The sequence below is a fragment of the Pseudomonas sp. BBP2017 genome, assembly GCF_003024385.1.
GTDB lineage: Bacteria > Pseudomonadota > Gammaproteobacteria > Pseudomonadales > Pseudomonadaceae > Aquipseudomonas.
The window spans coordinates 150,643-172,843 of sequence record NZ_PVZN01000001.1 but is presented as its reverse complement, the minus strand read 5'-3'; the positions used below and the strand labels follow the sequence as shown (position 1 = coordinate 172,843).

Sequence of the window (22,201 nt, the reverse complement as noted above, 5' to 3'; positions counted from 1 at the left end):
TCCCGCCTTCAGGCAACGTTGCCCGTTTGCTGCCGGAATAGGCGCCGCCAAATTACTTCGTCCGTAGCTGTGTAGCAGCTGCCATGTCTTCGTCTTCAGCGACAAGCACTTCTTTAAGTGGCGTCTCTCCCACCCCCATCGCTCGCTCGATCAGCAGTTCGCCTCCATTACCTTGAAGCATCGCTTGCAGACGCCCGAACTCGTTGCACCAGATGGTCTCGATATCCTTCTCGCGTTGCGTGTCGCGATCTCGGCTCAATGCCACCGCACGCACCTGCATGCGGCCGTTCTCGGCCTTGCCGCCCAGCTCCACGCCGTAGCCTGGCGTGGCCGACTTGCGCAGCACTATCTTGCCCGAGTCGGCCCAGGCGGTGGTCATGCCTTCGCGCACTTCGTAGCCAAGTTCCGCCAGGCCCTGGAGCATGGCTTGGCGACGGGCGAGGGCGGCTTGCGCTTGCACATGGGTTGCGAGAATTGCCTCGCAGCGGCTCCTCAGCTCGCTCACTATTGCTTGCGAGGTACTGGCCGTGCACTGGCTGACCTGCTCGAGCAACGCCTCGTTCCCAGTATCCAAGTGGGTTCGCACTTCGTTTGCCAGGTCGTGGAGCTTGGCGAGCGAATCGCGAATTAGCTGGAAGTCGTGACTATTGTCGGCCAGCTCGATCATCAGGCTGTCGAGCAGCAAGTTTCGTTGTTGCGACCGGGGCTGTGCTTCTGCCCGGGCCAAGGCTTGCACGAAAGGCGCCGCACAGGCTGCGCCTTGCAACAGGTGCAGTTCGGCGATATGCCGATCGATCTGCAGCAGGCGTGGGTCGCGGGTCGTTTGTGCTCGCTCGGCCAGCCACGTGGTGAGGTCGGGCGACGGGGCATCATCCTTGAGCCGCTGAGCCAGTGCGTGTTGCTGCTCGCCTAATGTTTGCAGTTCATTGCTGCTGCTCAATTGAGCGAAGCCTTGAGCAAGCAGCTGCTCGGCATTCTCCAGTTGGGCGCCATTGGCCAGTTGTGTCAGGGCTTGCACCACCTGCGGGGCGGTGTCGGTGCGGCTGACCAGCGCCTTGAGCAGAAGCGCTGCATTTTCCTGCATGCGGCGTTGATGCTGGCGCTGCTCGGTCGCTTGCCGAACAGCGCGTTCCTCGCGGGCCAGCTGGTCGCGCTGCAAGTGCTCGATCTCGATGGGGACGGCTTTCTGCAACGCTTGGAGCTGGTCCTCGGTGAGCAAGGCGCGCAACCGCCCTTGCCGTGCTCGGGTGGCCGCGCGCTCCTGCTCGTTCAGCTGGCCAAGCTTTTCGGCCTGGGCTTCCCAACGGGCCACAGCCTGATCAAGGCGGCGCAGATGGCCTTCGCAAATGGCGATGATTTCTTCACGGGTGACGATGCGCACCACCTTCGGGCCACTCATTGGCAGGTCTCCTTGTCATTGGATACGGCCGCTGGCTGCGCCGGCTGCCCGGCTTGCATGGCGCCCTCGATGGCTGCGCGCAAGCGGGCTCGCTCATTGTCGCCGTCGTGGTACCAGGCCTGGGACGAGACGCGGTGGATCTGCGGGATCGCCCGGCGCAGTACCGAGGGTCGCCAGATTTCCCGGGCCCGGGCGCGCTGGAGCAGGGCGTGGCTGGGCGCGTCGCACTCGATGCCGATGGCATAGGTGCCGGTCTCCGGGCTTGCGATGGCGAAGTCCAGGCCAAACGCGTCGCCTTCGCTGGCTGGCGCAGCATTCCAGCCCAGGGACGCGATAAACGCGCCAACGATTCTGGCGAAGCCGTCGCTGCCCTGGTCGTGCCCATGCACTTGCGTGCTGCGGTCGGTTTGCAGGCGACCCAGCAGCTTGCCACTGTAGTCGAATTCGCCGGCACACAGCGCTCGTGCGTATTCCAGATAACCTTGCAGGTAGTCGCGTGGGCTGGCGGGGGCGCGTTGGGTGTTGAGCATGTCCGAAATGTCGGCGATGGGCATCGAGGTGATCATCACAACCTTGCGCCGAGCACGGGTCACCGCCACGTTCAGACGGCGTTCGCCACCGGTCTGGCCAAGCACCCCGAAGTGGCGGCGGAAGGTGCCCTGGCTGTTGCGACCGAAGGTGGAGGAAAACACGATCACGTCGCGCTCGTCACCCTGCACGTTCTCGACGTTCTTGACGAATACCGACATGTCTTCACCGTCCTCGCTGCGTTCGCGCTCCTGGGCGTACGCGGCGCGGAAGGCTTCGTTTTCGGTGGCGCGAGCTTCCAGATGCTCCTCGATCAGCTCGGCCTGCTTGCGGTTGAAGGTCACCACGCCCACTGACGGGCGCTGCGCGTAAGGGAGCTGCCAGAGCGCCTCCAGGTGCTGCAGGACATGCTCGGCTTCGGCAGCGTTACTCTGGTTCTGGTACAGGCCCTCGACCTGGATCAATTCCAGCGGCTTGAGCTGACGAATGCTCGCCTGGGGGTGGCGTACCGGAACGTTCAGGCGGTTGCCATAGAACGAGGCATTGGAGAAACCGATCAGTTCGCGGTAGGCGGAGCGGTAGTGGATCTGCAGGGTGGTGCTGGGCAGGGCGTTGCGCGCCAGTTGCAGCAGGTCCGGGCAGTCCTTGATCTCGCGGCGGTTCCAAGTGTCCTCGAAAGCCTCGCGTTGTTCTTCGTCGGCGTCCTCGTCCGGTTCGTCGCCATCGAACAGTTCGGCCTCATCGCTTTCTACCCGGCTGGAGAAAAACGCGGTCGGCGGCATCTGCTTCTCGTCGCCGCTGACCACGGTAACCTGGCCGCGGAACAGGGTCGGCAGGGCAAACTCCACCGGCATTTGTGATGCCTCGTCGTAGATTACCGTGTCGAACAGGCCGTTCTTCAGTGGCAGCACCCGGCTGGCCACGTCCGGGTTCATCAGCCATACCGGACGCAATGTCATCAGGCCCAGCGGAGCACCCAGTTCGAGGAATTCACGTAGCCGGCGCGAGCGCTTGCCGGTCAGCCGGGTCACATCCTCCCACTGCTTGCGGCTGCCCAGGCGCGTCGGGTCGATGCCTGTGGCCAGCAGTTGGCGGTTGAGCTCACGCATCCGCTTATCGGCTTGAGCCAAGCTGGCGACCTTGGCTTGGGCCTCTTCCTGGCTGAACAGCAGCTCCGGATTGGCCTGTTCGATGCGGTGCTTCCAGCCCAGCCGCGCTTCGCGGTTGAGCAGGCGGCGCACGGCGGCGTCGAGCTGCTCTGCGGGCAACGCGTCGAGTTGCGCCTGGCGCTGGCGCAGCAGGGCCAGCAGGTCCAAGTCAGCCTCGGTGAGCTGTCCGGCGCGGGCGCGGAAGCCCTGGTAAGCCGCCAGGTAGGGCAAGGTGTCGTGCAGGCGGCCGAGGGCCAGTTCGTTACTCAGGTTATGTTCCACGGCATGCCGCAGCTGTTGAGCCAGTTCGTTGCCGAGCCAGTCGTTTAGCAGCTTGAGCTGGTCAAGGCTGGATTGGCGCACGCCTTGGCGCAGCAGCGAGGCATCCAGATCGCCAAGCAGCGCTTCCAGGTGTTGTTTGTCGCCGGTAAGCACGGCGTCGTCTGTCTGGCGTGCGCGGGGCGACTGCGCCAGCGCTTGCGCCAAAGCCTGGATCTCGACGAGCTGGCGGATATCAGACTTGACCAAGGCAGCCAGCTCCAGGCCTGCCTGCGGGGCGACGCTATCCAGGGCCAGGGCCTGGTTAAGTGCAGCAAGTTCGGCGCGCAAGGGGCGCCATTGCTGTTCCAGGTCGATGGCCGCGCGCAGCCCTGGCAGGGCTTGATCCTTACGGGCGTCACCCTGAGCTTCGAGGAAGTCGTGCAGGCGCTTGCGCCTGATCAGGTGCAACGGGTTTATGCGCGCCAGCCAGGAGCGAGCGGCCATGATCTTGGCGCAATCGCTTTCCAGGCTGCGCAGCAGCTTGCTATCGACCAGGCTCAAAGCGGGCGACAGCGCTGGCAGGTAATCGCTTTCGGGCAGTTGCTCGAGCTGCTGTTGCAGTTGCCGCAGCTCGTTCAGCATCGATTCGCCACGCGGCAGCTGTTCGCCGTCCTTGCTGCGGAACAGTGGTAGCCAGCGGGCCAGGCGCAGCCGCTGTTGCTGACTCAGATCGAGCAAGGCCGCCACATGGGTGGACATCCATGCCCGGTACGGCGCAGGGTCGTCGATCTCGAAGCTGGCCGGGTGAGCTTGCAGGATCGCCTGGCGCTGTAGCTCAGCCTGGCTGAAGGCCTGCAGACTGTCGGTAAAGGCCAGCAGGGTAGAGCGGTCCGTGGCGAACGGCTGCAACTGCGCCAAGGGGCTGCCTTCGTAGCGGGCGGGCAGCCACAGGCGTATCAGCGGCGCGCAGTTTTCTTCCAGCCGTGTCAGGCTGGCAACGTCAAGCACGGCCAGGCGCTGGCGCAACGCCGGAAACTCGAGCGGTGCCGGCCCGTCTTCGAGGGCGATCAGTTCGCCCAGTAGGCGCCGGTAGCTCAAACCGGTGGCCGGGTCCGGGCGGTGAAGGCTCAGGTGGAAACGGTCCAGCTCGCCCTCGAGTGTCTCGATGCGCGCCGCCACTTGTTCGCGCTGGCGGAGCAGGCTCTGGCCTTCGTCACCACCGATGAACAGGGTTTCCAGCTGTTCGCGAATGCTGCGGATGATCGGTTCGCGGTCGCGGTTGACGTCGTTGAGCATGACGATACGCTGGCCCAGCCCTTCGGCCACCAGGCGCTTGTACACCACTTCCAGCGCCGCGTGCTTCTGGCAGACGATGAGCAAGCTGCGCTGGCGGCCAATGGCATCGGCGACCATGTTGACGATGGTTTGGCTCTTGCCGGTGCCCGGTGGCCCCTCGACCAGCAGGCCCGGGCCTTGGCGCGCCTGTAGCACCGCCGCCTCTTGGGAGGGGTCGCTGGCGACGGTGAAATAGCGCTGCAGTTCAGCCGGCGGGGCCACGGCCTCGGCTTGCTCGTCGGCCCTGAGCCGCAGTGCGGTCTCGAGCCCGCTGCCGGCAGGCGAGAGCGACTTCAGTTGGCGCAGATCCTCACCGATGGCCTGGCCCATGAAGGTGACGTGGAACAACACGCCGGCGCATGCCAGTTCGTCCTGGTAAGGCACGACTTCCACGCTGCTGGGCGGTAGTCCGACGATGCTGCGCGAGCGCGCGGTTGCAAGCATGCCGAACGCATCCATCACATCGCTGGCGCGGATTGAGGAGCGGCCAAGCAACTCGTCGGCCGTCTTGCGCCAGCGCTTGCATGCGTCGGCGCCAAGTACGCTTTCCAGCGCGGGGTTCAGGCGCACCTCTTCGCGTTCGTTGTCGAAGGCCAGGGCCGCAAGGCCGCGGCTGCCCACTTCCAGCAGCAGCTTCACCGGCCACAGCAACAACGGAATGATGCGTGTGCGAGTGGTGCCGCGTGGGTCGCGACTGAGCAGGAACGGGAAGCCCAGGTACAGCCCGTCGATGCCGGTGTCGCGTTTGTACAAGGCGCTCTGCCGGTGCAGCGCGTGCAGGCGCGAGGCAATCTGTGGCATGGCCTGGAAGCACTCCGGGTCCAGGTTCACGGCCCGTTCGTTGCGCAGCAGCAGGTGGTCGAGCAGGGCGGCGGCCGGGTGGCGCTCGCTATGCAGTTCGCTGAGATCGACTCGGGCGGTGGTCTTGCCGATGCTCATGCGCACCAACGGCCCGCGCATTACTGCGGTTACCACCTTCTTCTCGAAGAATTCGAGGATCTGTGACACATACTGCTGCTTTTGCGGCTCAAGCCACTGGCTTGCCGGAATGGCCAGCAACACCAACGCCTTGGCCAAGGGCATGCGCCGTTCAAGGCGGAACTGCTCGGCCCATGCATCTACCGCTGCGACGCCGCAGCGGGCAAACCCGCGTATGCGCTCATCGACGCCGTGGTAAAGGTCCTGGCGCGGGTGCTGCAGCAGCGCTGAGGCAGCTTCGCTGTCGAACCAGCCGACTTCGACGCTACTGGCCAGCTCAGCCGCGTCTTCGATGATCGCATCCACCGAACGGAATTGGCCGATCGAAGCGCTGAGCAGCACGATCAGGTCTTCTTCGGCGATGATCCGTCGGTCCGCCAAAGCCAGCAGGCCGGGGTGCTCGGTATCCGGCAGCAGGCGTTGGCGCGCCTGCCATTCGCTGGTCAGCTTTGCCCGCGAGGTCGACAGCAGGTACACCCGCAAGGTCTCCCCCACCAGTTCGATCTGCTGGTGCAGGGCGCGCTGGCGAACCTGCTCGGCGCGCAGTTTGAGGCGAGAAAGCCAGTTGTCGGTCTGCAGTTGCTCTAGCAGGTCGGGCACCGAGCCACTGATCAGTCGGTAGCCTTCCAGCGGATGTTCAAGCAACCAGCCTGGGGTGACGATATCACCGCGGTGGATCAGTGGGATTTCCGGGTTGAGCAGTTTCAGCGCGAGCATCAAACGGAAATCGTCCTCCAGCCCCTCATGCTGCACCACTTGGCGCAGGCCGGCGAGCAATGAGGGGGGAAGGCCGAGCTGCTCGGCCCACGTGACGATGACGCCGCGCAGCAGGTGGTCGAGTGCCTGCTGCCAGTGTTCAGCGTGCGCGGCGGCGAGCGCGAATACCGCCGGCTTGTGATAGTGCGACTCGCCCAGTTGCAAGGTGGCACCTTCGCCGTCGTCGCGTTCGGCGAAGGCTGACGCTGGCGCCTGCACCGGGCGGCCGTCGAGCCAGGCCTCGACTTCGGGCCATTGCCAGCGCTGGTGCCGGTCGCGTGCCAGCAGACCGCGCAACAGCAGATTCAGCTGTGGGTCGAGGTCCTCGGGAATCGGCACGCCGTTGGCCAGTACATGGATGAGGAAGGCATTGGCATGGATGCCTTCGAAGCAGGCACCTCTAGTCAACTGTTCGAGCAGAATCATGCCCAGGCTCCACCAGTCCGAGGCGGTCGCCACACCGCCGACGATGGCTTCAGGGGCCATGTAGCGGCTGGTCTCCAGGGGCGAGACGATGTCCAGGTCGAACTCCGACAGCCGCGCCGAACCGAAGCCGCTGATCACCAGGTCCAGTGGGTCATGGGCGCGTACCAGCAGGCTGGCCGGTCGCAGGTCGCGGTGGCGTAACCCGGCCTCGTTGAATGCGTGCAGTGCCTGGCCCAGCTCGCGCAGCACATGGCGCACGCTGTGGGCGTCACGGATCACTCCGTCGAAGTCGGCCAGGCTGCCGCCGGTCAGTTCCTCGACCACTTCGAATGCACGGCCATCCCAGCGGCCGGTGGCGATGATTTCGGGCACATGCTCGCGGGGCAAGCGGCGGATCACGTCATAGACTGCAGGGTCCGGCTCTGCGCCTGGTCGGTAAAGGGTGAGCACCGCTTGGCGAGCGGTTTCCTGCTGCATTGCAAGGTAGCGCTCGCGGACGCCGTCGGTATTGCTGATCTGGCGGATCAGTGACCAGCCTTCGATCAATGTTTCGCTGGCTGCGGGCGCATCGTCGAGCGGAGCAACTGTGACACCGTTGGTTGCAGACTGGGCAGGTGAGGCGTCGCACTGCAGGCACATCAGATCGCCGGGGTCCATGGCATGCCCGTTTTCACAGGCGATGCCGTGCGCGACCGGAGTTGTATCTGTCGGGGGCAGATTTTCCGCGGTCTGGATGACTTGCGGGCGCCAGCCGTCAGCGTGGATAGGCTCGCCGGCCAGGTCCCAATTGCACGGGTGCTGGTCGACGGTGCCCTCGCAGAACATTTCCTGTACCGGGCGTGCGGTGTTGCAGTTTGGGCAATAGCGAATCATTGGGCGAATTCCGGTCAGTGGCGGTGCGCGCTGGTGCGGACCTGGTGGCCTTGCGCGTTCAAAAGGTCGCGCAGACGCAGTACGTCGTCACGCCGAGGGATCCCCGCCATCCACACGCTGCCGTTCTCGTCGAACATGAGGTCAAGGGACTGGTCGGCGGGTTGCAGGGGGCGTTGGTAGCTGGACATGCGTTCACGGCCAAGCGAGGTCAACAGGTTCAGGCGCTGATTGTCGCTGCCACGCAGCGCCAGAGATTGTTCGCGGCGCTCGTCGAAAGGGTCGCTGATTAACGCATCGATCAGGCCTTCGGCTTGTTGCAGTTGGGGTTGCAGGTGCTCCAGCGAGTAGCCGCTATACACCAGAATGTCCAACGGACTCGACTGGCGTAGCCCGTGGAGCAGGGCGAGCAGGGCAGGGAACTGGTCGAAGGGTTCGCCGCCGGAGAGGGTGATGCCTTCAGCCTCGGCCAACCACGGCGTCAGTTGCGCCAGCAGCTGTGCTATGCCCACGCGGCGCTTGCCTGGCCCCCAGGTGTCAGCGGAAATACACCCAGGGCAGCGGATGCTGCAGCCTTGAAACCAGATGCCCAGACGACGACCGGGGCCCAGGGTTGTGACCGGGAAGTGCACGCGGGATAGGCTCAGTTCCATGGTCAGCGACGTTCCAGGGTCAATCCGCCGACCTCCAGTCGGCTGATGGCGAAATGCTCGCCAGGTTGAGCGTCCTGGTCGAACAAGGCCCGCGCCAGCGGGTTGAGCAGATGCGCCTCGAGCTGGTTGCGGATGCCACGGCCGCCGTTGGACAGGTCGCGCAGGCACAGAGCGTGCAACGTCTGGCGCGCCTCAGGGACGATGGCCACGTGCAGATCCTGCTGTTGCAGGTCCTTGAAGGTGCCATCGACCATCTGTTCGAAGATCTGCTGGCCGACCTCTTCACGAATGAAGTCGAAAACGATGACGTTCTCGCCGATACGGTTGAGGATTTCCGGGCGATTGAGCACCAGCTTGAAGTGCCGGTCGATCTCGCTGTGGACTTTCTCTCGGACCTGCTCGTAGGGTTCACCCGGCAGCACGTTGGCAACACGCTCGCCGTTATCGCCCAGGCGGTAGATGCCCAGGTTGGAGGTGAACACGATCAGCGCCTCAGAAAAGTACACCCGATCACCGCGGCCTGAGGTCAGCACGCCGTCGTCAAGAATTTGCAGGAATTTGTCGAGGATGCGTGGGTGGGCTTTTTCGATTTCGTCGAAGAGCACCACACTGAAGGGTTTCTCGCGAATCGCATTGGTCAGTTCGCCACCGACGTCGTAGCCGACATAGCCGGGAGGTGCACCAATCAAGCGCTGGTCGGCATGCTCGGCGCTGAACTCCGACATGTCGAAACGGATATACGCGTTTTCGTCGCCGAACAGCAGGCTGGTGATGGTTTTGGCTAGTTCGGTCTTGCCCACCCCGGTGGGGCCGGCGAGGAAAGCCACTCCACGCGGGCGGTTGCCCTTGCGGCTGGCGCCGACGCCGGTCATCGCCCGCTTGACGATGTCGAGCATGTGGGTCACGGCGTGGTCCTGGCCTTTCACCCGCTGGTACACCAACTCGTCGCCCTGGCGGATGCGCTGGCGGTCTATGCGTAGCCAGGGGTCTTCGGTGACACCCACTTTATATCGGCGCACGGCATCGGCGATCTGCAGCATGGCCACACCCTCGACTCGTGCGAGTTGCGCGATGGCGCTGAGGTCGAGCAGCAGCAGGCCCTCGGTGTTCTGCACGAAGGCGTCCGCGGCCTGGGCGAGGGCGTCCTGACCTGCCTCCTGGCTACCGGCGAGGCCCTTGAGCAGGGCCGGAGCCAAGGCGCGGCGGGCCAGTTGGTCGGGTCTTGAGACCGGAATGTGGCGGATGCGTGGATTGTCGACCAGTAGCCAGTCTGGCAGGTCACCTTCTTTTTCCACCAGCCATAGCAGCGTGTTGAAGAACGGCTTTCGCGTTTGTGGCTGCGGCCGGCTGCGAGCCTGATGGGCGTGTACCAGGGCCTGGGTGAACAGTTGATGCTCGGCCGCGCTCAGCGCATCGTTGCGTACCACCAGGCGCGAGGCGAAGTCGATGATCAGGGCGACCGGTGTATCGCTGCGGGCTAGCAGCCGCTGCACGGTGGCGGCCAGCAGGTCTACACCTGCAGATGCGGCACCGTTTACCGGGGTCAGGCCGAGTTCCTGGAGCAGGGCATGGCCCGGTGCCGGGTCGCTGCCGGGCTTGCCAAGCACACGAAAACCAGCCACTGGGTCCCAAGCCAGAACGTGGCCATAGCCAGCGTCGAGCAGGGCGTCGGACAGGGTCTGGCTGAAGCTCTGGGCCGTGACCGTGCCAGGGGCGACCTCGCAGGCCTGGAGGTCGCGGATGTTGCCCGACAGGACGAATTGGCTTTTAAGTGGCAGGAAACGGACGAGGTCACGCATCCAGCGCGGGGTCTGAAACGGTGTATTCCCTGACATGATCAACTCGTCTAGGTTGTGTACTGGGCAGGGTATTGTTCCTTGCGCGTAATTTCCAGTATTGCTGTCTGAAAGTTCAACGCGTTGGATTACAGTATTTCTGATATGCCTCGATACCCCCCTCATGCCGCGTAAATTAATGACATGGGGTGGCGTTTTGGTTCAACAACTGACCGCTATCGACCCCTTGCTACCCTTGGCGACCGACCGCAATAGGCCGAATTCAGCCTATTGCGACAGACGCCTGCCCCCCCTTGAGCACGCCTACTTATGAGCGACATTGAAATACTGTCCTTGTCCCCAGACGGTCGCTACCAAGTCCAGGCGACCCCGTGGGAGGCAGGCAACTCCCACTAGCTGTTCCCGCCGCAAATCATAGATACCCAAAACGGAAACGTGGTGTTTGGCTTCGAGGATCCTTTGTGGTCAGCAGACCGTAGCACCTGGTTAAGCCCGACCCGGGTCGAACTCAAGCTACGCAAATACCCCGGCCATCGAGCACCTCGAGGGATTAAGGTGATTATTGAGTGTGCGCTGCGTATCGCTGAATATGGCGATGGTACGCACATTGAATCAGCCCGCCTGGAAAGCACCCTTGAAGGGATGCTCGATCTGCTCGGCTGAACTCACTTTTCAGCAAGGACCTGAATGATGAATTGGAAAGCGCTGGAACAGGCGCTGTTCGACGCCGCCAGACAGGCGTTGCAAACGCTGCTTGATAAGGGGGGCAGTCCTTTGTACGGCGCAGCGTTTCATGCCAGCTACCGAGAAGAAGAGGCGGTTCTGTCGCTGCCCAACTTTGCCGCAAACAGCCTGCAAGCACTCAGCGAAGACTACCCCGACGAGCAAGATGAAAGCTTCAGTTCGGTGAAGTGGAACCCGGCGGACTGGCGCTGGGATTGGGAGATCTGCGCTGGTGAGCCGTTCACGCGGCTTGATGATGAGCTGCAAGCCTACGCCAATCGGTTTGGCCCGCGCCAATGGCAAGCGACTGAGCAGCGCTTGCTGGTCACCGTTAGCCGTGCCGCCAGGGCGCTGGGCCGCCATTTCAGTCAGCATCCTGGTGTGACGCCTGGCTTCGTGGTGATTTTTCATGACTTTGCTGGCTATATGCCCTTGGCCAAGCGCAGCATGACCCGCCAGCAGTTCGAGGATAATTTCCCTATCGAACTGGCCATTGAAAACGCCCTGCGCGATGTCGCTGCCTTGCCGCTCGCCGAGCAGGTCGCGTTCTACGTCAGCCGCCTACATTGTTCGGATGGTATCTCGGGAGAGGACGCAGAGCGCTGGCTGATTGCCAATGGCCGTCCCGCACAGGCAGCGCTTATCGAACTGCTCAACGGGCATAGAGCGCCTACCGCTGCCGCGCGTATTCTCGGGCTAGCCGGCATGGCTGATGAGCCCGTCATCCAAGCCCTGCGCCGACAGGCGATTGAGGCCTGTAAGCAGCCGACCCGCAACTGGTGCGCAAATGCCTTGGGTTACCTTGAGGATTTCGACTGGCTTATGCAGCAAGCGCCCGACGTCGCTGTCGCGGGTATTTGCGCTAACTTCGACGGTTTCCGCCGGCGGGGCGTGCAGCCACCGGTGCTGAACTACACACCTGTTGAGCGTCTGCTTGATCAGCATCCTGAGTTTCGGGCTGCTGTTGAAGAGACCCTTGAAGAAGTCTATGACCAGATTGATACCACCACTGCCGATGTCAGCGAAGCCTTGCGCGGTTTGGTTTCACCTCACGTAGCCATTCGTCGTCATGCTGTGAGTGGATTGAATAACCGTGGCCTGCTGCCCGACGACTCGCTTCGAGCCATCGAGGCGCTACGCCTGGCAACACAGGATACCGATGAGCAGGTACGGCACGTCGCGGGCCTTGGCCTGGAAACTATGAAACCCAGCCTGGCTCATCGTTCTGAGTGCGTCGCAGATGGAGAGCGGATGCCATAGGAACTCAGTGGCTCGGTTTGGCGGACTACGCTTCCGCCACTAATTCTCGTTAAAGCCCTGATTTATCAGGGCTTTTTTGTGTTTGGTCGGTTTCGGCCCATACCTTGGCCCATACTTTGGACTCTGGCTTCCAGTGAGCCTCCTTGGAATTTTCTGCCCAACGGCCCCTTGTTTCTGAAGCGCTCGTGAGTTTTTGCGCTGAGAAGTGCCCAGAAGCACCTGGACTGAGAGGGTGTGGGGCCTCTGTTGGCCACGGCACTCATGTAAATTGCCCACCCCTACGTTTTCGCACTCATCTTCAGTAAGTCTGAAATGGCACTTTGATAGCATTCAGTTCTCCGCTAGCATGCCGTGAATTCCCTGTCGGGCAAGGGCGCATTCCATACTTATCGGGTACCCACGCGAGACAACTGTAGGCCAGCGGTAGGCCGGTGGGGATAAAGTACGAACAACTCGCTGCGCTGGCGCCGATCGATAAAGCGCTGGAAGAAAGCGGGGGTAAGGGCAAGGGGGAAGACGCCAAGCGTCTCGTATTGGAGACGCTCATGTCCTACGAGAAACTCAAGAAGCTGGTCCCAGATCCTTTAAAGGATGTGAACCGACCGATGTCGTGAAGCGGGTTGAAGAGCTGAGTGCAACAGAAGCTGCGGTCAGGGGCGCACTGAAAACTGATTCTGGGTCGGCAACCGCGCAGCACATCTTTGAGATAGGTATACGGATAATGCCCATTCATGCTCGCTGATTGGATCGGGCTCATAATTGCAGTCGCCCGGTTACCGCTGCGCAGCGACCCGGCAAACAACCAGTTCGAGCTTCCGAGCGCCTATGGCCGTATCTGGTTCTCAACCTGATTGTTATCGATGGGCACAGCCCATCGTCCAGGTAGCGCGTCAGCGCTAACCAGCTTTTCAGGCTGTAATCGAGGGCTCTGGCCGTGGCTGATCGGTTGGGCACCAGGTCGCGCTGGGCCAACATCCAGTCATGAAGTGTTTTGACGATTCATGCCGCCATGTCCTGACGTATTCGCCAGCGATCTTCATCTATCATGCCCCGCGCTTGGCGTTCGACCTGGTACAAGCCACTGATCGAGTGCAGCGCTTATTCGGCCAAGCTGTGCTCCATGGCTGACTGCGCGGCGAGTGTGATTAGGGTGATGGCCATTTGGCTCTTTTCGAGTCATGATCTAGTCCTGTGCTCGCAAAAACGTACTTCACAGTGCCAGCCTATGGCATAGGCCAAACCAGGGATCGGATCAGTGTCGACATCTGTAGGTAGTCCGCCATCGCTCAGTAGTGTCATCCAGAAGCTCTTGGATAAATCTCCTCTTGATCGTTTCGTGAAGTGTGCGGTGGACTTAGCCACCGTGCCGCCACACAAGGCTCCTCGGGTCGCGCTTCTGCACGTCCGATTCAAAGAAGATATTCCCAGTATTAAGGCGTTTGCCGATTTCCTTGGTAACCAAGCGGCGAACTACGCGCTAAGCCGTCGGCGTCGAGATGAATACCAGGCCCGTATAGCTTCAGCGGAAAATGGGGATGTTTCAGCTGCGCAAGAGCTCAGTCGGGCTGTTAGGAGTGCGTTCATAGAATTTCGAAAAGCTCACCCGTCCAGGGCGAGCGAGGTGGGGGAGGTACTGGCTTACTGCGTCGCCGTCCACCATCTGCAGGCCTCTCAGCTGATCGCCAAGATGGCCTTGAAAACCAGCAATAATATGCCGGTTTATGGCCTCGATGGCATTCACGCCTCCGTGGTCAACGGTGAACTGAATGTATTTTTCCTTGAGTCTAAGCTCGCAGGTACTGCCGCAAGTGGCACAGCTGACTACGCGGAATCTGTCTCAGGCTTCCTCAAAGACAATGCACAATACCAGCGTGAGTACGGGCTGGTTACTAGCCTAGGGAATCTTGATGCGCTTGATCCAGTCGACAAGAATCTAATGATGGACTATCTGGATGTATTTGGTAATCCAAATGCGCCCAAACGTGAGCGATCCGTGGGAGTAGTTTGTTACTCGGAGGTTAAACATTTTGCGAGCAAGCTTGAAGTCGATGAGGGCCCAATGTCCAAACATGAGGATCATTTTGGGGAGCTCTATAAAAACGATTTCAATAGGCATCATACAAATCTTAATAATCAGCTAGGTGTTAAGAAAGTCGATGCGAATAAATGTATGGTTTATTTGGTGGCCGTGCCTGATGTCGATGAGCTGAGAGAAATGTTTTATGACTCGATAGGCCTTACTGGTTTGGAATCTGACGTTCCTCTCACTCCATCCTCCGTCATCAAGCAGGACGCACAATGAGCACTTTTGCGGCGGAGCTTTCCTCAAGGTTTGTTCAGAATGAAACCTTCAGGCGTGCGCTAGGTCACCTCCAGGCTTGTGGTGCCGCCAGTGCGCTGCCCGGCTCTATTATACAGCCGCACGGAGTACCCGATCAGAATGCGATCGGGAAAATGCTGTACTGCGCATCAGTGTTTGCACAATCTGGGGCTGAGTCGCATGTTAGCTTGGCTCAAACGATTGCTTTTAATGCAATGTTGATTTCGCAGGAGTCGAGCGTGCTTGAGCGGTGCGCAACGATATTAACAGAGATTGGGAACTTTCCGAGTTTGACTTATGCTGAGAGGCGGAATTCTACAAGACCTTCAACATTGCTAGGGATGATTCAGAGAAATGTTGTTGAGCAGCTGAACACTGTTAATGTGGCAGGGTCAGCTATTGCTCTAACCGATTATCAACGTAAGGTGTGGGACTCCCTCCAAGAAGGGCGCTCTTTAGCCATGTCTGCACCTACTTCCGCTGGCAAATCGTTTCTGGTAATCGAGCACTTGTGCAGGGACGCTTTGACACTTTCGCGTTTTGTGTTCGTTTATATCGCACCAACGCGAGCGCTGTTGTCCGAAGTTCATTTGAAAATAAAAGAGCGCCTTGCAAGTGATGTGGCAATTCGGGTCACAGATATTCCCACTTTTGAGAGCGTGCCTCGGCAAATTTTCGTACTGACTCAGGAACGGTTCAAAGTTCTTCTTTCAATAACCTCATCTCCAATAAATCTTGTGGTCGTCGACGAGGCTCAAAATTTATCAGATGGCGCCCGCGGGATGATACTGCAGGATTGCATTGAGCAATGTCATGCCCGCGATCATAAAACTCACGTGGTCATGCTTGCTCCTGGCGCTCAAGGTTTTACCGCTGCGCTGGAAAGCCTGGGGTTGCCTGGCATTCCGGAAGTAAGTACCACTGTCTCCCCTGTTCTACAAAACCGAATTGTGGTTTCGAAGACTCCGTCTCTCAATCAGCTTGACTTCAAGCTGCTCAGTGCTCATGGATTCTCCCATATAGGAACTATGCAGTGCAAAGTCGGCCTTGACTTGGTTGAAAGCAAACTCGCGGCTGTCGCTTTGGAGTTGGGCAGCGGTGGTGGATCCTTAGTGTATGCAAAGACGCCTACCGAGGCGGCAAGCCTAGCCGGTTCAATTGCCCTAGGTTTAGATGATAAGGCGGATGCTGACGCTAATAATGAACTGGTAGAGTTCATCAAAGATCACATACACCATGAGTATCACTTAATCGGGATGGTTAAGAAAGGTGTGGCCTTCCACTATGGACAAATGCCATCCCTGCTTCGTGAAGCCATTGAGGCAGCGTTTCGTGCCGGCACTATAAAATTCTTGGTGTGTACTACAACCCTGTTTCAAGGTATCAATCTCCCTGCTCGTAATGTTTTTATAAACACACCAGCTAGGGGGCGGGGAGGCAAGGTAATGCTGGATCCTGCCCTGCTTTGGAATTTTGCCGGTCGAGCAGGGCGTATGGCAAAAGACATCGTCGGGAACGTATTCCTCATCGATTACGATGAGTGGAGTACCCAGCCAATGGATACGTTCTATAAGTTTACCATTCGATCCGCGCTTTCGGAATTTGTCACTGAGAATGCTACGGATGTCCTTACGGTGTTAAGCAAAGGAAAGCTCGATTCCAAGCCAGGGGATGAGCGCTCTCGAAATGCTATCGCTTCAGCTGGTATGCTTGTAAGCAAAGCTAGACAGGGCGACGTCGCAAACTACCTGAGTCGGGTCGCTCCGGCGTTGGATTATTTTGACTTTCGGCATATTAGAGAGGCAGCTGAGAAAGCGTCTGAAGAGCTTCTGCTACCTCAGAATGTAATCGAAGGAAACTGGACATTAGACTTGTTTGCGCTGGACAGGTTGATGGCTTACCTCGTCGAGCGCCTCAATGATGGCACCTTAGATAGCTTGGTGCCCAAGAGTCCACCGGACTTAGGTAAGGCGGCTTTCAGTCATTATCAAGGGATTTTTAATGTCTTGTTTAAGTATATAAAGGGCTTCGATAAAAATTTTGGGGCTTATGTGGCGCGTATTGCAGTCAAGTGGATGGAAGGAAAGCCTTACCCATTGATTTTGAACTCTGAAATCAAATCCGAAAAGCTTCGTATTACGAAGAAGCGCAACCTAGAGAAACTCAATCTAATGGCTGATCCCGGTTACAGGGTCAGATCTATCGCTGATGCCAATCCAAGCAAGGTCATCAAAAAGACCTTTGACACCATTGAAGACGTCGTTCGTTTTCAGCTGGTGCAGATGGGCAAGGCCTACAACGACATATTGATTCATATCTTCAACGATAATGGTCTGACGCATAAAGTTTCCGAGATTTTTGATTTCGCGTTGGCCTTAGAGCTTGGGGTTAGCACAAACACGGGACGTGCATTCTTGGAGTTGGGTCTCTCTAGGATTGCCGCTTCTGAGCTTCAGAAAATCTTTCCCGATAGTGAGCTTGATATTTCAGGCGCAAGGGAAAAGCTATTGGGTTTTGATACGTCGCTGCACGAGTTGAGCTCGGTTATCGTGGCGGAGATAGATAGAGCGAAATCTACCATCGAACCTGCTGATACTGACTCAAACCTGTCCTCGTGACCATCGGTCTGACGTCTTCCTTCCACCAACCCTTGACGGTACGCTCGCCGCGCTTCAGGGGTGATGGTCTTGTGCTCGGCCAATAGAGCATGGCGATCTGTCAGGCTCATGAGAAAGCGCGCGATACGAAGCGTGGCGTCGATCAGGAGGGTTCGGTGTTACCAAACTGAGTGGCGCGTTCACAGAGGCAGATCAGTCCCCGGAATGCAACTAAACGCGGTTGTCTTCAACCTAAGATGTTGGTATCGAGCAAGCAGCCTACATTTCGGCGGGCCTGAGGCAGTCCAGCGTCCCCTCCAGGCGGAGGAACGGATTATCTGTTGGCTGCCTAGTCGATATAACGCTGCCGTCGCGCAGTACATAGCCATTTAGGACGCTGCTTTTGCGAGGTCCTTTCACCTTGCATGACCAAATGTTCTGTCCGCTAGGTCGTTTCAAATGTTTATTTAGCCGTTCAAAGTTCCGCTGGATATCCTTCCAAGCCTCACTGCTGCCATTGCTATCAGCAAACTCTGAATGCTCGACCACGTAACGTTGGAAAATGCCCGGTGAGACCAAGAAAAAGCAACCGTCCACGGTATGAATCTTTGCCTTGCTGTCGTTGACCACTAAGCGATGACTGTGGATTCCCTCGCGCAGCCATTCGATAAAGGCCAGCCCCTTGGCATCACTAGGTGGAGCAGTTGCTGATTTCGGACATGTTGGGCTCGGTTCACACTCCGCATCGCCCGGGTCATTCAGCATGTCCATCAAATCGTCGAGATCTGAGTCCTTAATGAGGGGCTCGGGGCAGGTTTGTTTTTCTGCCGGGGCTATTTGTTGTCGATTAGATGCAAGCGACTCGGACGAACCGCCTTGCTGGGGATGCTCCATCACCGGCCCAACCGTGCCGCCAAAGTTCTCTGGACGGGGTTCATCGGCCCAAATCAGGTCTGGCCTTAAGCGGAGAAAGGTAAAACGATGCTGCCAGCCATCCTCTGTGACGACAGCACTCCAAACCGCTTTACCTTCTGGTGTAGCGTCGACCAATCCATGTGACTGCAGCTCATCGAACAACGCAATATTGGAGGACGGGATACCATCCACGGATTGAGCCAGCAGATAAGATCGTAGTTTGTCGGTCGCGGTTTTACTGACCAACCACAGATGATCTTCGGTGAGCCAACCGGCAGCCCCGGGCTGGTTGAGTTTGAACTCATTCCTAACCAGGTGGCGCAGGCCCGTGAGTAGGTGATGCTGCAGTGAGTGTTTCGGTGCCTGCAGGGCCTTAGTGGGATTGGCACCGATATTCTGCGCGGTGGACACCCGATCAGCTTGCAGCACCAGTTCCCCGAGGGTGCCAGCATGCTCGTAGTGGTTGGCCAGCAGGAAAAGTAAGTGGCGCCACAAGACCGGGTAGCTGCTGAGCCAGTCGAGGTGGTGGGGTGTCAGAATTTGTGTGTAGAGCAGCCCCGCAGCGACACCGTGAAGCTTGTAGTCGCGACCGACCACGAAGCGAAAACGATAGGGTTGGTTCATAGGGCCGTGCCAGGGGTGCCATACCTCGCCGTTCTGATATTCCACCTGCAGGTCGACGGCAATTTTGCCAATGTCGTGGAGCAGGGCACCGTAGGCAATCGCCGCGCTCCAGGCTTCGGCCTGCGCGGTCTGGTCTTCCGGTGCGGCGCCGCTGGGGAGTAGGTACAACTGGCGCAACTTCAGGCTGCAGGCCACTAATTCTAGTCCATGGTCCAGCATGCCGCCCGGATAGGCATGGTGGTGGCTTTCACTGGCCGGGAGTTGCTGTACATAGCTGGCGTAACGGCGGATCGGATTAAGGTAGAGTTGATCGAACTGTGGTTCGGATAGAGCGGTGTATTGCCAGATGCGCTCCAGCAGTCTTTTCCGGTGGCTGGCAGCAAGCAGTGATTCCGCCGACAGTGGTTGAAGAAAGCCCCCGGCGGCGGGGATGATCTGTTCGGGCACGCCTTTTTGAGGTTTGAGCCACCAGCGTTTCATCGTAGTACCTGCCTTGCGTTCAGAAGGTCCTTTTGCCTTTCGGATAAGCCTCTTACCCTTGCGTCCCCTTCCATTGTCGCCATTACCCTTTACCGTCTTGGCCTTTTTCGCGAGTGTGTTAATCCGAATAAATGCGCATCGGGTTAGCCTTCAGGTATAGCCGGACCCGGCATCATGTTTCTGAGCTGGGGCGTTGGCTGAGTTATGCTGTATTGATCATGCTGCTGGCAGACCGGATTCATGGCACAGATGCTGCCACTCGGTCTGCCGCCAAGCGCTGTGCGAAAAAGTTGCCGCGCAGCCAGCGCGATCTCTTGTTCAAGATTGGCAGCAGCGCGGCGCCTCGCGAAGTAGTGGCCCACCTCTGCATAAACTTGGCTGACTGATCTTTCACAGAGGTTTGCAAAGAACGAGCACGAAAAAGGATCTTAAACGGGGAATAACCACTCGGATATTGAATGTGGCTCAGTTACTATTCATTCACGTGTCTCATACTTAGGAAAGATTTCTAATGTCCAAACTTGCCGAATTCAAAGCACTGGAAGCGCAGCTGGCCGCGCAACTTCAACAGCTGGATGCAATGAAAAACGATTCCGGCCTGAAGCAGGAAATCGAGTTTGAACAGAAGCTCAAGGCCTTGCTGGAAGAGTACGGCATGAGCCTGCGCCAGGTGATCACCATTCTGGACCCGTCCAAGGGCGTGAGCGTGAGTGCTGTAAGCGCGTCGAGTGGTGCTCAGCGCAAGCCGCGCGAGGTCAAACGCTACAAGAACCCGCACAGTGGCGAAGTGGTGGAAACCAAGGGTGGCAATCACAAGATCCTCAAGCAGTGGAAACAGGAACACGGCTCGGATACCGTCGAGAGCTGGCTGCAGTAATCGACTGCGCATTTGCAGTGGCCGATACACGGCGCTGCAGGCAAAACAAAGGCCCCAATCGGGGCCTTTTTGCTGGTTGAGGGAAATCACGCCGTGAGTCGCTCCGTCGCTTCAGTGGCGTGGTCGGACTGCAGTGCCAGCAGGAATTCTGAGGCCTCACGGGCCTGGCCACTGGCACGGAAGATCGCGCGCTTGTCCTCCTTGAGGATCTTCAACCAAGAGGCCAGGTACTCCTCGTGGCGCAACTCTCCCTGTGTGCCAGTCAGTGCGCAAAGAAATGCTGCACCCATTTCCGCGACCAACTCCTCGAAGGCATAGGCTGCGGACCCGAACGCGTGCCCGCCGGTGATGCCATCGCGGTTCAGGCGCGATCGATGCCCCGACCAGTGTGTCAGCTCATGCAGGGCCGTCGCGTAGTAGCTGCCGACGTCCTCGAATTGAGCCTTGGTGGGCAGCTGGATGCGATCGCGCAGCGGCTGATAGAACGCGCTATCGCCATAGCAATGCTCGATCTGCGCGCCGCTAGCTAGCAGCAACTGCTCGGCCGGGGCATGGTCGATAAAAGGGGGTGGCTCGATGTGCTCAGCGGGTTCTGGCTCCTCGTCAGGCAAGCCTTCGGTCTGCTCGATGTTGAACAGGCAATGCGTGCGCAAGAGGGCGAACTGCACCATTTTGATATTGCCCTGGTCATCGCGAACGACCTGGCCGTCCTCGTCGTGCGCCTCCTTGCTCATTGGTTTGTACAGCACCGCGAGGGTGGATTGCTCGCCCTTGCGTACATGGCCACCAGCTTTGCGTGCCTGGTTGAAGGTCAGCCAACGATCCTGGGTGAAACCTCGCAGGCGCGCCTCGGCCCACAGCAGTGGAATGTTGATGCCGGCGTAGGGGCGTCTGGTGATGGCGTTGATGGGAAAAGGGGAGTCAGTACCTGAACCGGTGGTGGTCCAGGGTTTGATCCAGGGGATCACGCCTTGGCTCAAGGCGCTAACGATCTTGTTGGTGACATCCAGGTACATATCGGACATGGCGTTCTCCGGGCGTGTAGGGGGAACGCTGCCCAGCCGGGAAGGGTTCCCGGTGGGGTAGTGAGGCAGTAGCGGTGCTGGCAGGTTCAGAGGGCGGCGGTATCTACTACAATCTCACCGGGCAGCCGGATGAGCAGAAAAGCCGGGCCGCTGCGTGGGGTGATGCGAGTCAGCTGGAGCTGCGGCAAGTGAGCAGATACTGAATTGCCATTGCGCCGCGAGCGGTCGAGTTGTAACTCGATGGGGCAGTGTGAGGTACGCGGTGTCGAGGTCAGCACGCTGTTGAGCAGGTCTGCCAAGCGCAGGGCTGACTGGCCGATGGGTTCCTCACCTGTGGCAGGTGCAATGAACTGCTGCCAAACGCCTGGGCTCAGCACCACAGCGTTGGAGAAGAGCTTCATCGTGGACATTGGGACCTCCGCGTAGCTGATCTCGCGGCACCTCAATGTGAGGTTCGTGCGTGGATCTGCTCAATCTCAACAAGGCATTGAACAGGGTGCTTCCATGTATTAAACCGCGCTTGGACGTGAGGTCAATCTCCGATCTTTACCTCCAATGGAGGTCTCTATCCAGGGTGTTCCAAGGGAGACTTTCCGGCCTCGGATCCCTGACAAGCGGTGATCTTCAATCGACTGAAACATGATGCGAGAGGCGTCCAGAGAGGCCCGGTTAAGGTGCCGCTCTGGTTACGCGAGGTGCTCGCTTCTGCGTTCAAGATTTTCCTGCGGGGTCAACCTCGGCGGCCAGGTACAGGTGGGTAGAAGTGGCCTCCACCACGAGCGATCCTGCGGTACCGCGAAGGCTGGCGAGGACAGGATCATCGATGTCGAAGTACTCGGCAAAATCATCGCCGCCGAATTCATCGCGGGCGCGATTCCACCAGGTGTCGAAGTCGTCGACGTCGGGGTTGCAGCCGGTGGCATAGGCTACGCGTTTGCGGCCGCCACCGTCCGGTTTGCTTTCGCCGATCTCGGACATGAGGTAAACACCGTGGTCCTTCACCAATATCAGTCTGCAACCATTGATACCGGCCTCGGCCAACACGGCGTGAAGTTCAGTGCCTGTGAAACGCAGCATGATGAGATCCTCCAGAGGGTGCGGAGGAACGTCACCCCGTGTGGGAGAGTTCCCAGCACTGGAATGGATGTGAGTAGGGTGCAACGAAGACGCAGGTTCAGTGAACCCGGGGGATTAGAAGGCGTTCATCACCGGGGAACGGTGACCATGCGA

Annotated in this window: 13 protein-coding genes and 1 pseudogene; 5 read left to right on the top strand and 9 right to left on the bottom strand. The window is 59.2% G+C overall.

From position 1 onward, the window contains the following. Nucleotides 1–52 precede the first annotated feature (52 nt). Genes C6382_RS00790 through C6382_RS00775 form a run of 4 tightly spaced genes read right to left on the bottom strand, consistent with a single transcriptional unit; the run spans nucleotide 53 to nucleotide 10,189 of the window. Entirely contained in the window at nucleotides 53–1,399 is a 1,347-nt protein-coding gene (locus tag C6382_RS00790) for a hypothetical protein (RefSeq protein ID WP_107022666.1), read from the bottom strand. After that, nucleotides 1,396–7,704 (bottom strand): AAA domain-containing protein, encoded by a 6,309-nt coding sequence (locus C6382_RS00785; RefSeq protein ID WP_107022665.1) that lies wholly within the window; start codon nucleotides 7,702–7,704, stop codon nucleotides 1,396–1,398. The genes C6382_RS00790 and C6382_RS00785 overlap by 4 nt, the downstream gene beginning before the upstream one ends. Before the next feature lie 14 nt (nucleotides 7,705–7,718). Continuing rightward, a complete protein-coding gene (locus C6382_RS00780) occupies nucleotides 7,719–8,354 on the bottom strand; it encodes a 4Fe-4S single cluster domain-containing protein (RefSeq protein ID WP_107022664.1) in 636 nt (211 codons plus the stop codon). A gap of 2 nt (nucleotides 8,355–8,356) precedes the next feature. Beyond that, nucleotides 8,357–10,189 (bottom strand): AAA family ATPase, encoded by a 1,833-nt coding sequence (locus C6382_RS00775; protein WP_107023008.1) that lies wholly within the window; start codon nucleotides 10,187–10,189, stop codon nucleotides 8,357–8,359. A gap of 399 nt (nucleotides 10,190–10,588) precedes the next feature. On the opposite strand from C6382_RS00775, the gene C6382_RS24100 reads away from it, so the two are divergent. Further along, a complete protein-coding gene (locus C6382_RS24100) occupies nucleotides 10,589–10,813 on the top strand; it encodes a hypothetical protein (protein ID WP_178082722.1) in 225 nt (74 codons plus the stop codon). A 27-nt stretch (nucleotides 10,814–10,840) separates the two neighbouring features. Next, a complete protein-coding gene (locus C6382_RS00765; RefSeq protein WP_158262093.1) occupies nucleotides 10,841–12,133 on the top strand; it encodes a DUF4303 domain-containing protein in 1,293 nt (430 codons plus the stop codon). Between the two features lie 650 nt (nucleotides 12,134–12,783). On the opposite strand, the pseudogene C6382_RS00755 reads toward C6382_RS00765, so the two are convergent. Beyond that, nucleotides 12,784–13,231 (bottom strand): annotated as a pseudogene (locus tag C6382_RS00755) (transposase); the annotation flags it as partial. Nucleotides 13,232–13,388: 157 nt separating this feature from the next. On the opposite strand from C6382_RS00755, the gene C6382_RS00750 reads away from it, so the two are divergent. Both C6382_RS00750 and C6382_RS00745 read left to right on the top strand, forming a co-directional pair. Further along, nucleotides 13,389–14,435 carry a DUF1837 domain-containing protein gene (locus C6382_RS00750; RefSeq protein WP_256588874.1) on the top strand — a complete coding sequence of 349 codons (1,047 nt, stop codon included), beginning with the start codon at nucleotides 13,389–13,391 and terminating at the stop codon, nucleotides 14,433–14,435. Further along, nucleotides 14,432–17,071, top strand: coding sequence for a DEAD/DEAH box helicase (locus C6382_RS00745; protein WP_107022661.1), 2,640 nt, complete (start codon nucleotides 14,432–14,434; stop codon nucleotides 17,069–17,071). Before C6382_RS00750 ends, C6382_RS00745 begins: the two co-directional genes overlap by 4 nt. 258 nt (nucleotides 17,072–17,329) lie before the next feature. On the opposite strand, the gene mobH is transcribed toward C6382_RS00745, so the two are convergent. Next, on the bottom strand, nucleotides 17,330–19,069 hold the full coding sequence (mobH, locus tag C6382_RS00740) for a MobH family relaxase (RefSeq protein WP_107022660.1): 1,740 nt from the start codon (nucleotides 19,067–19,069) through the stop codon (nucleotides 17,330–17,332). A 511-nt stretch (nucleotides 19,070–19,580) separates the two neighbouring features. Here mobH and C6382_RS00735 point away from each other — a divergent pair. After that, nucleotides 19,581–19,946 carry a histone-like nucleoid-structuring protein, MvaT/MvaU family gene (locus tag C6382_RS00735; RefSeq protein WP_107022659.1) on the top strand — a complete coding sequence of 122 codons (366 nt, stop codon included), beginning with the start codon at nucleotides 19,581–19,583 and terminating at the stop codon, nucleotides 19,944–19,946. 86 nt (nucleotides 19,947–20,032) lie between these two features. Here the strand turns inward: C6382_RS00735 and C6382_RS00730 are convergent, their stop codons facing one another. The 3 genes from C6382_RS00730 to C6382_RS00720 form a co-directional block, all read right to left on the bottom strand. Further along, nucleotides 20,033–20,971: an ArdC family protein gene (locus tag C6382_RS00730; protein WP_107022658.1), complete on the bottom strand. Its 939-nt coding sequence runs from the start codon at nucleotides 20,969–20,971 to the stop codon at nucleotides 20,033–20,035. An 86-nt stretch (nucleotides 20,972–21,057) separates the two neighbouring features. Continuing rightward, the gene (locus tag C6382_RS00725; RefSeq protein WP_256588872.1) at nucleotides 21,058–21,381 is read right to left on the bottom strand and encodes a hypothetical protein; all 324 of its coding nucleotides are present in this window, start codon (nucleotides 21,379–21,381) and stop codon (nucleotides 21,058–21,060) included. 301 nt (nucleotides 21,382–21,682) lie between these two features. Further along, on the bottom strand, nucleotides 21,683–22,048 hold the full coding sequence (locus C6382_RS00720; RefSeq protein WP_107022657.1) for a DUF3085 domain-containing protein: 366 nt from the start codon (nucleotides 22,046–22,048) through the stop codon (nucleotides 21,683–21,685). Nucleotides 22,049–22,201 lie beyond the last annotated feature (153 nt).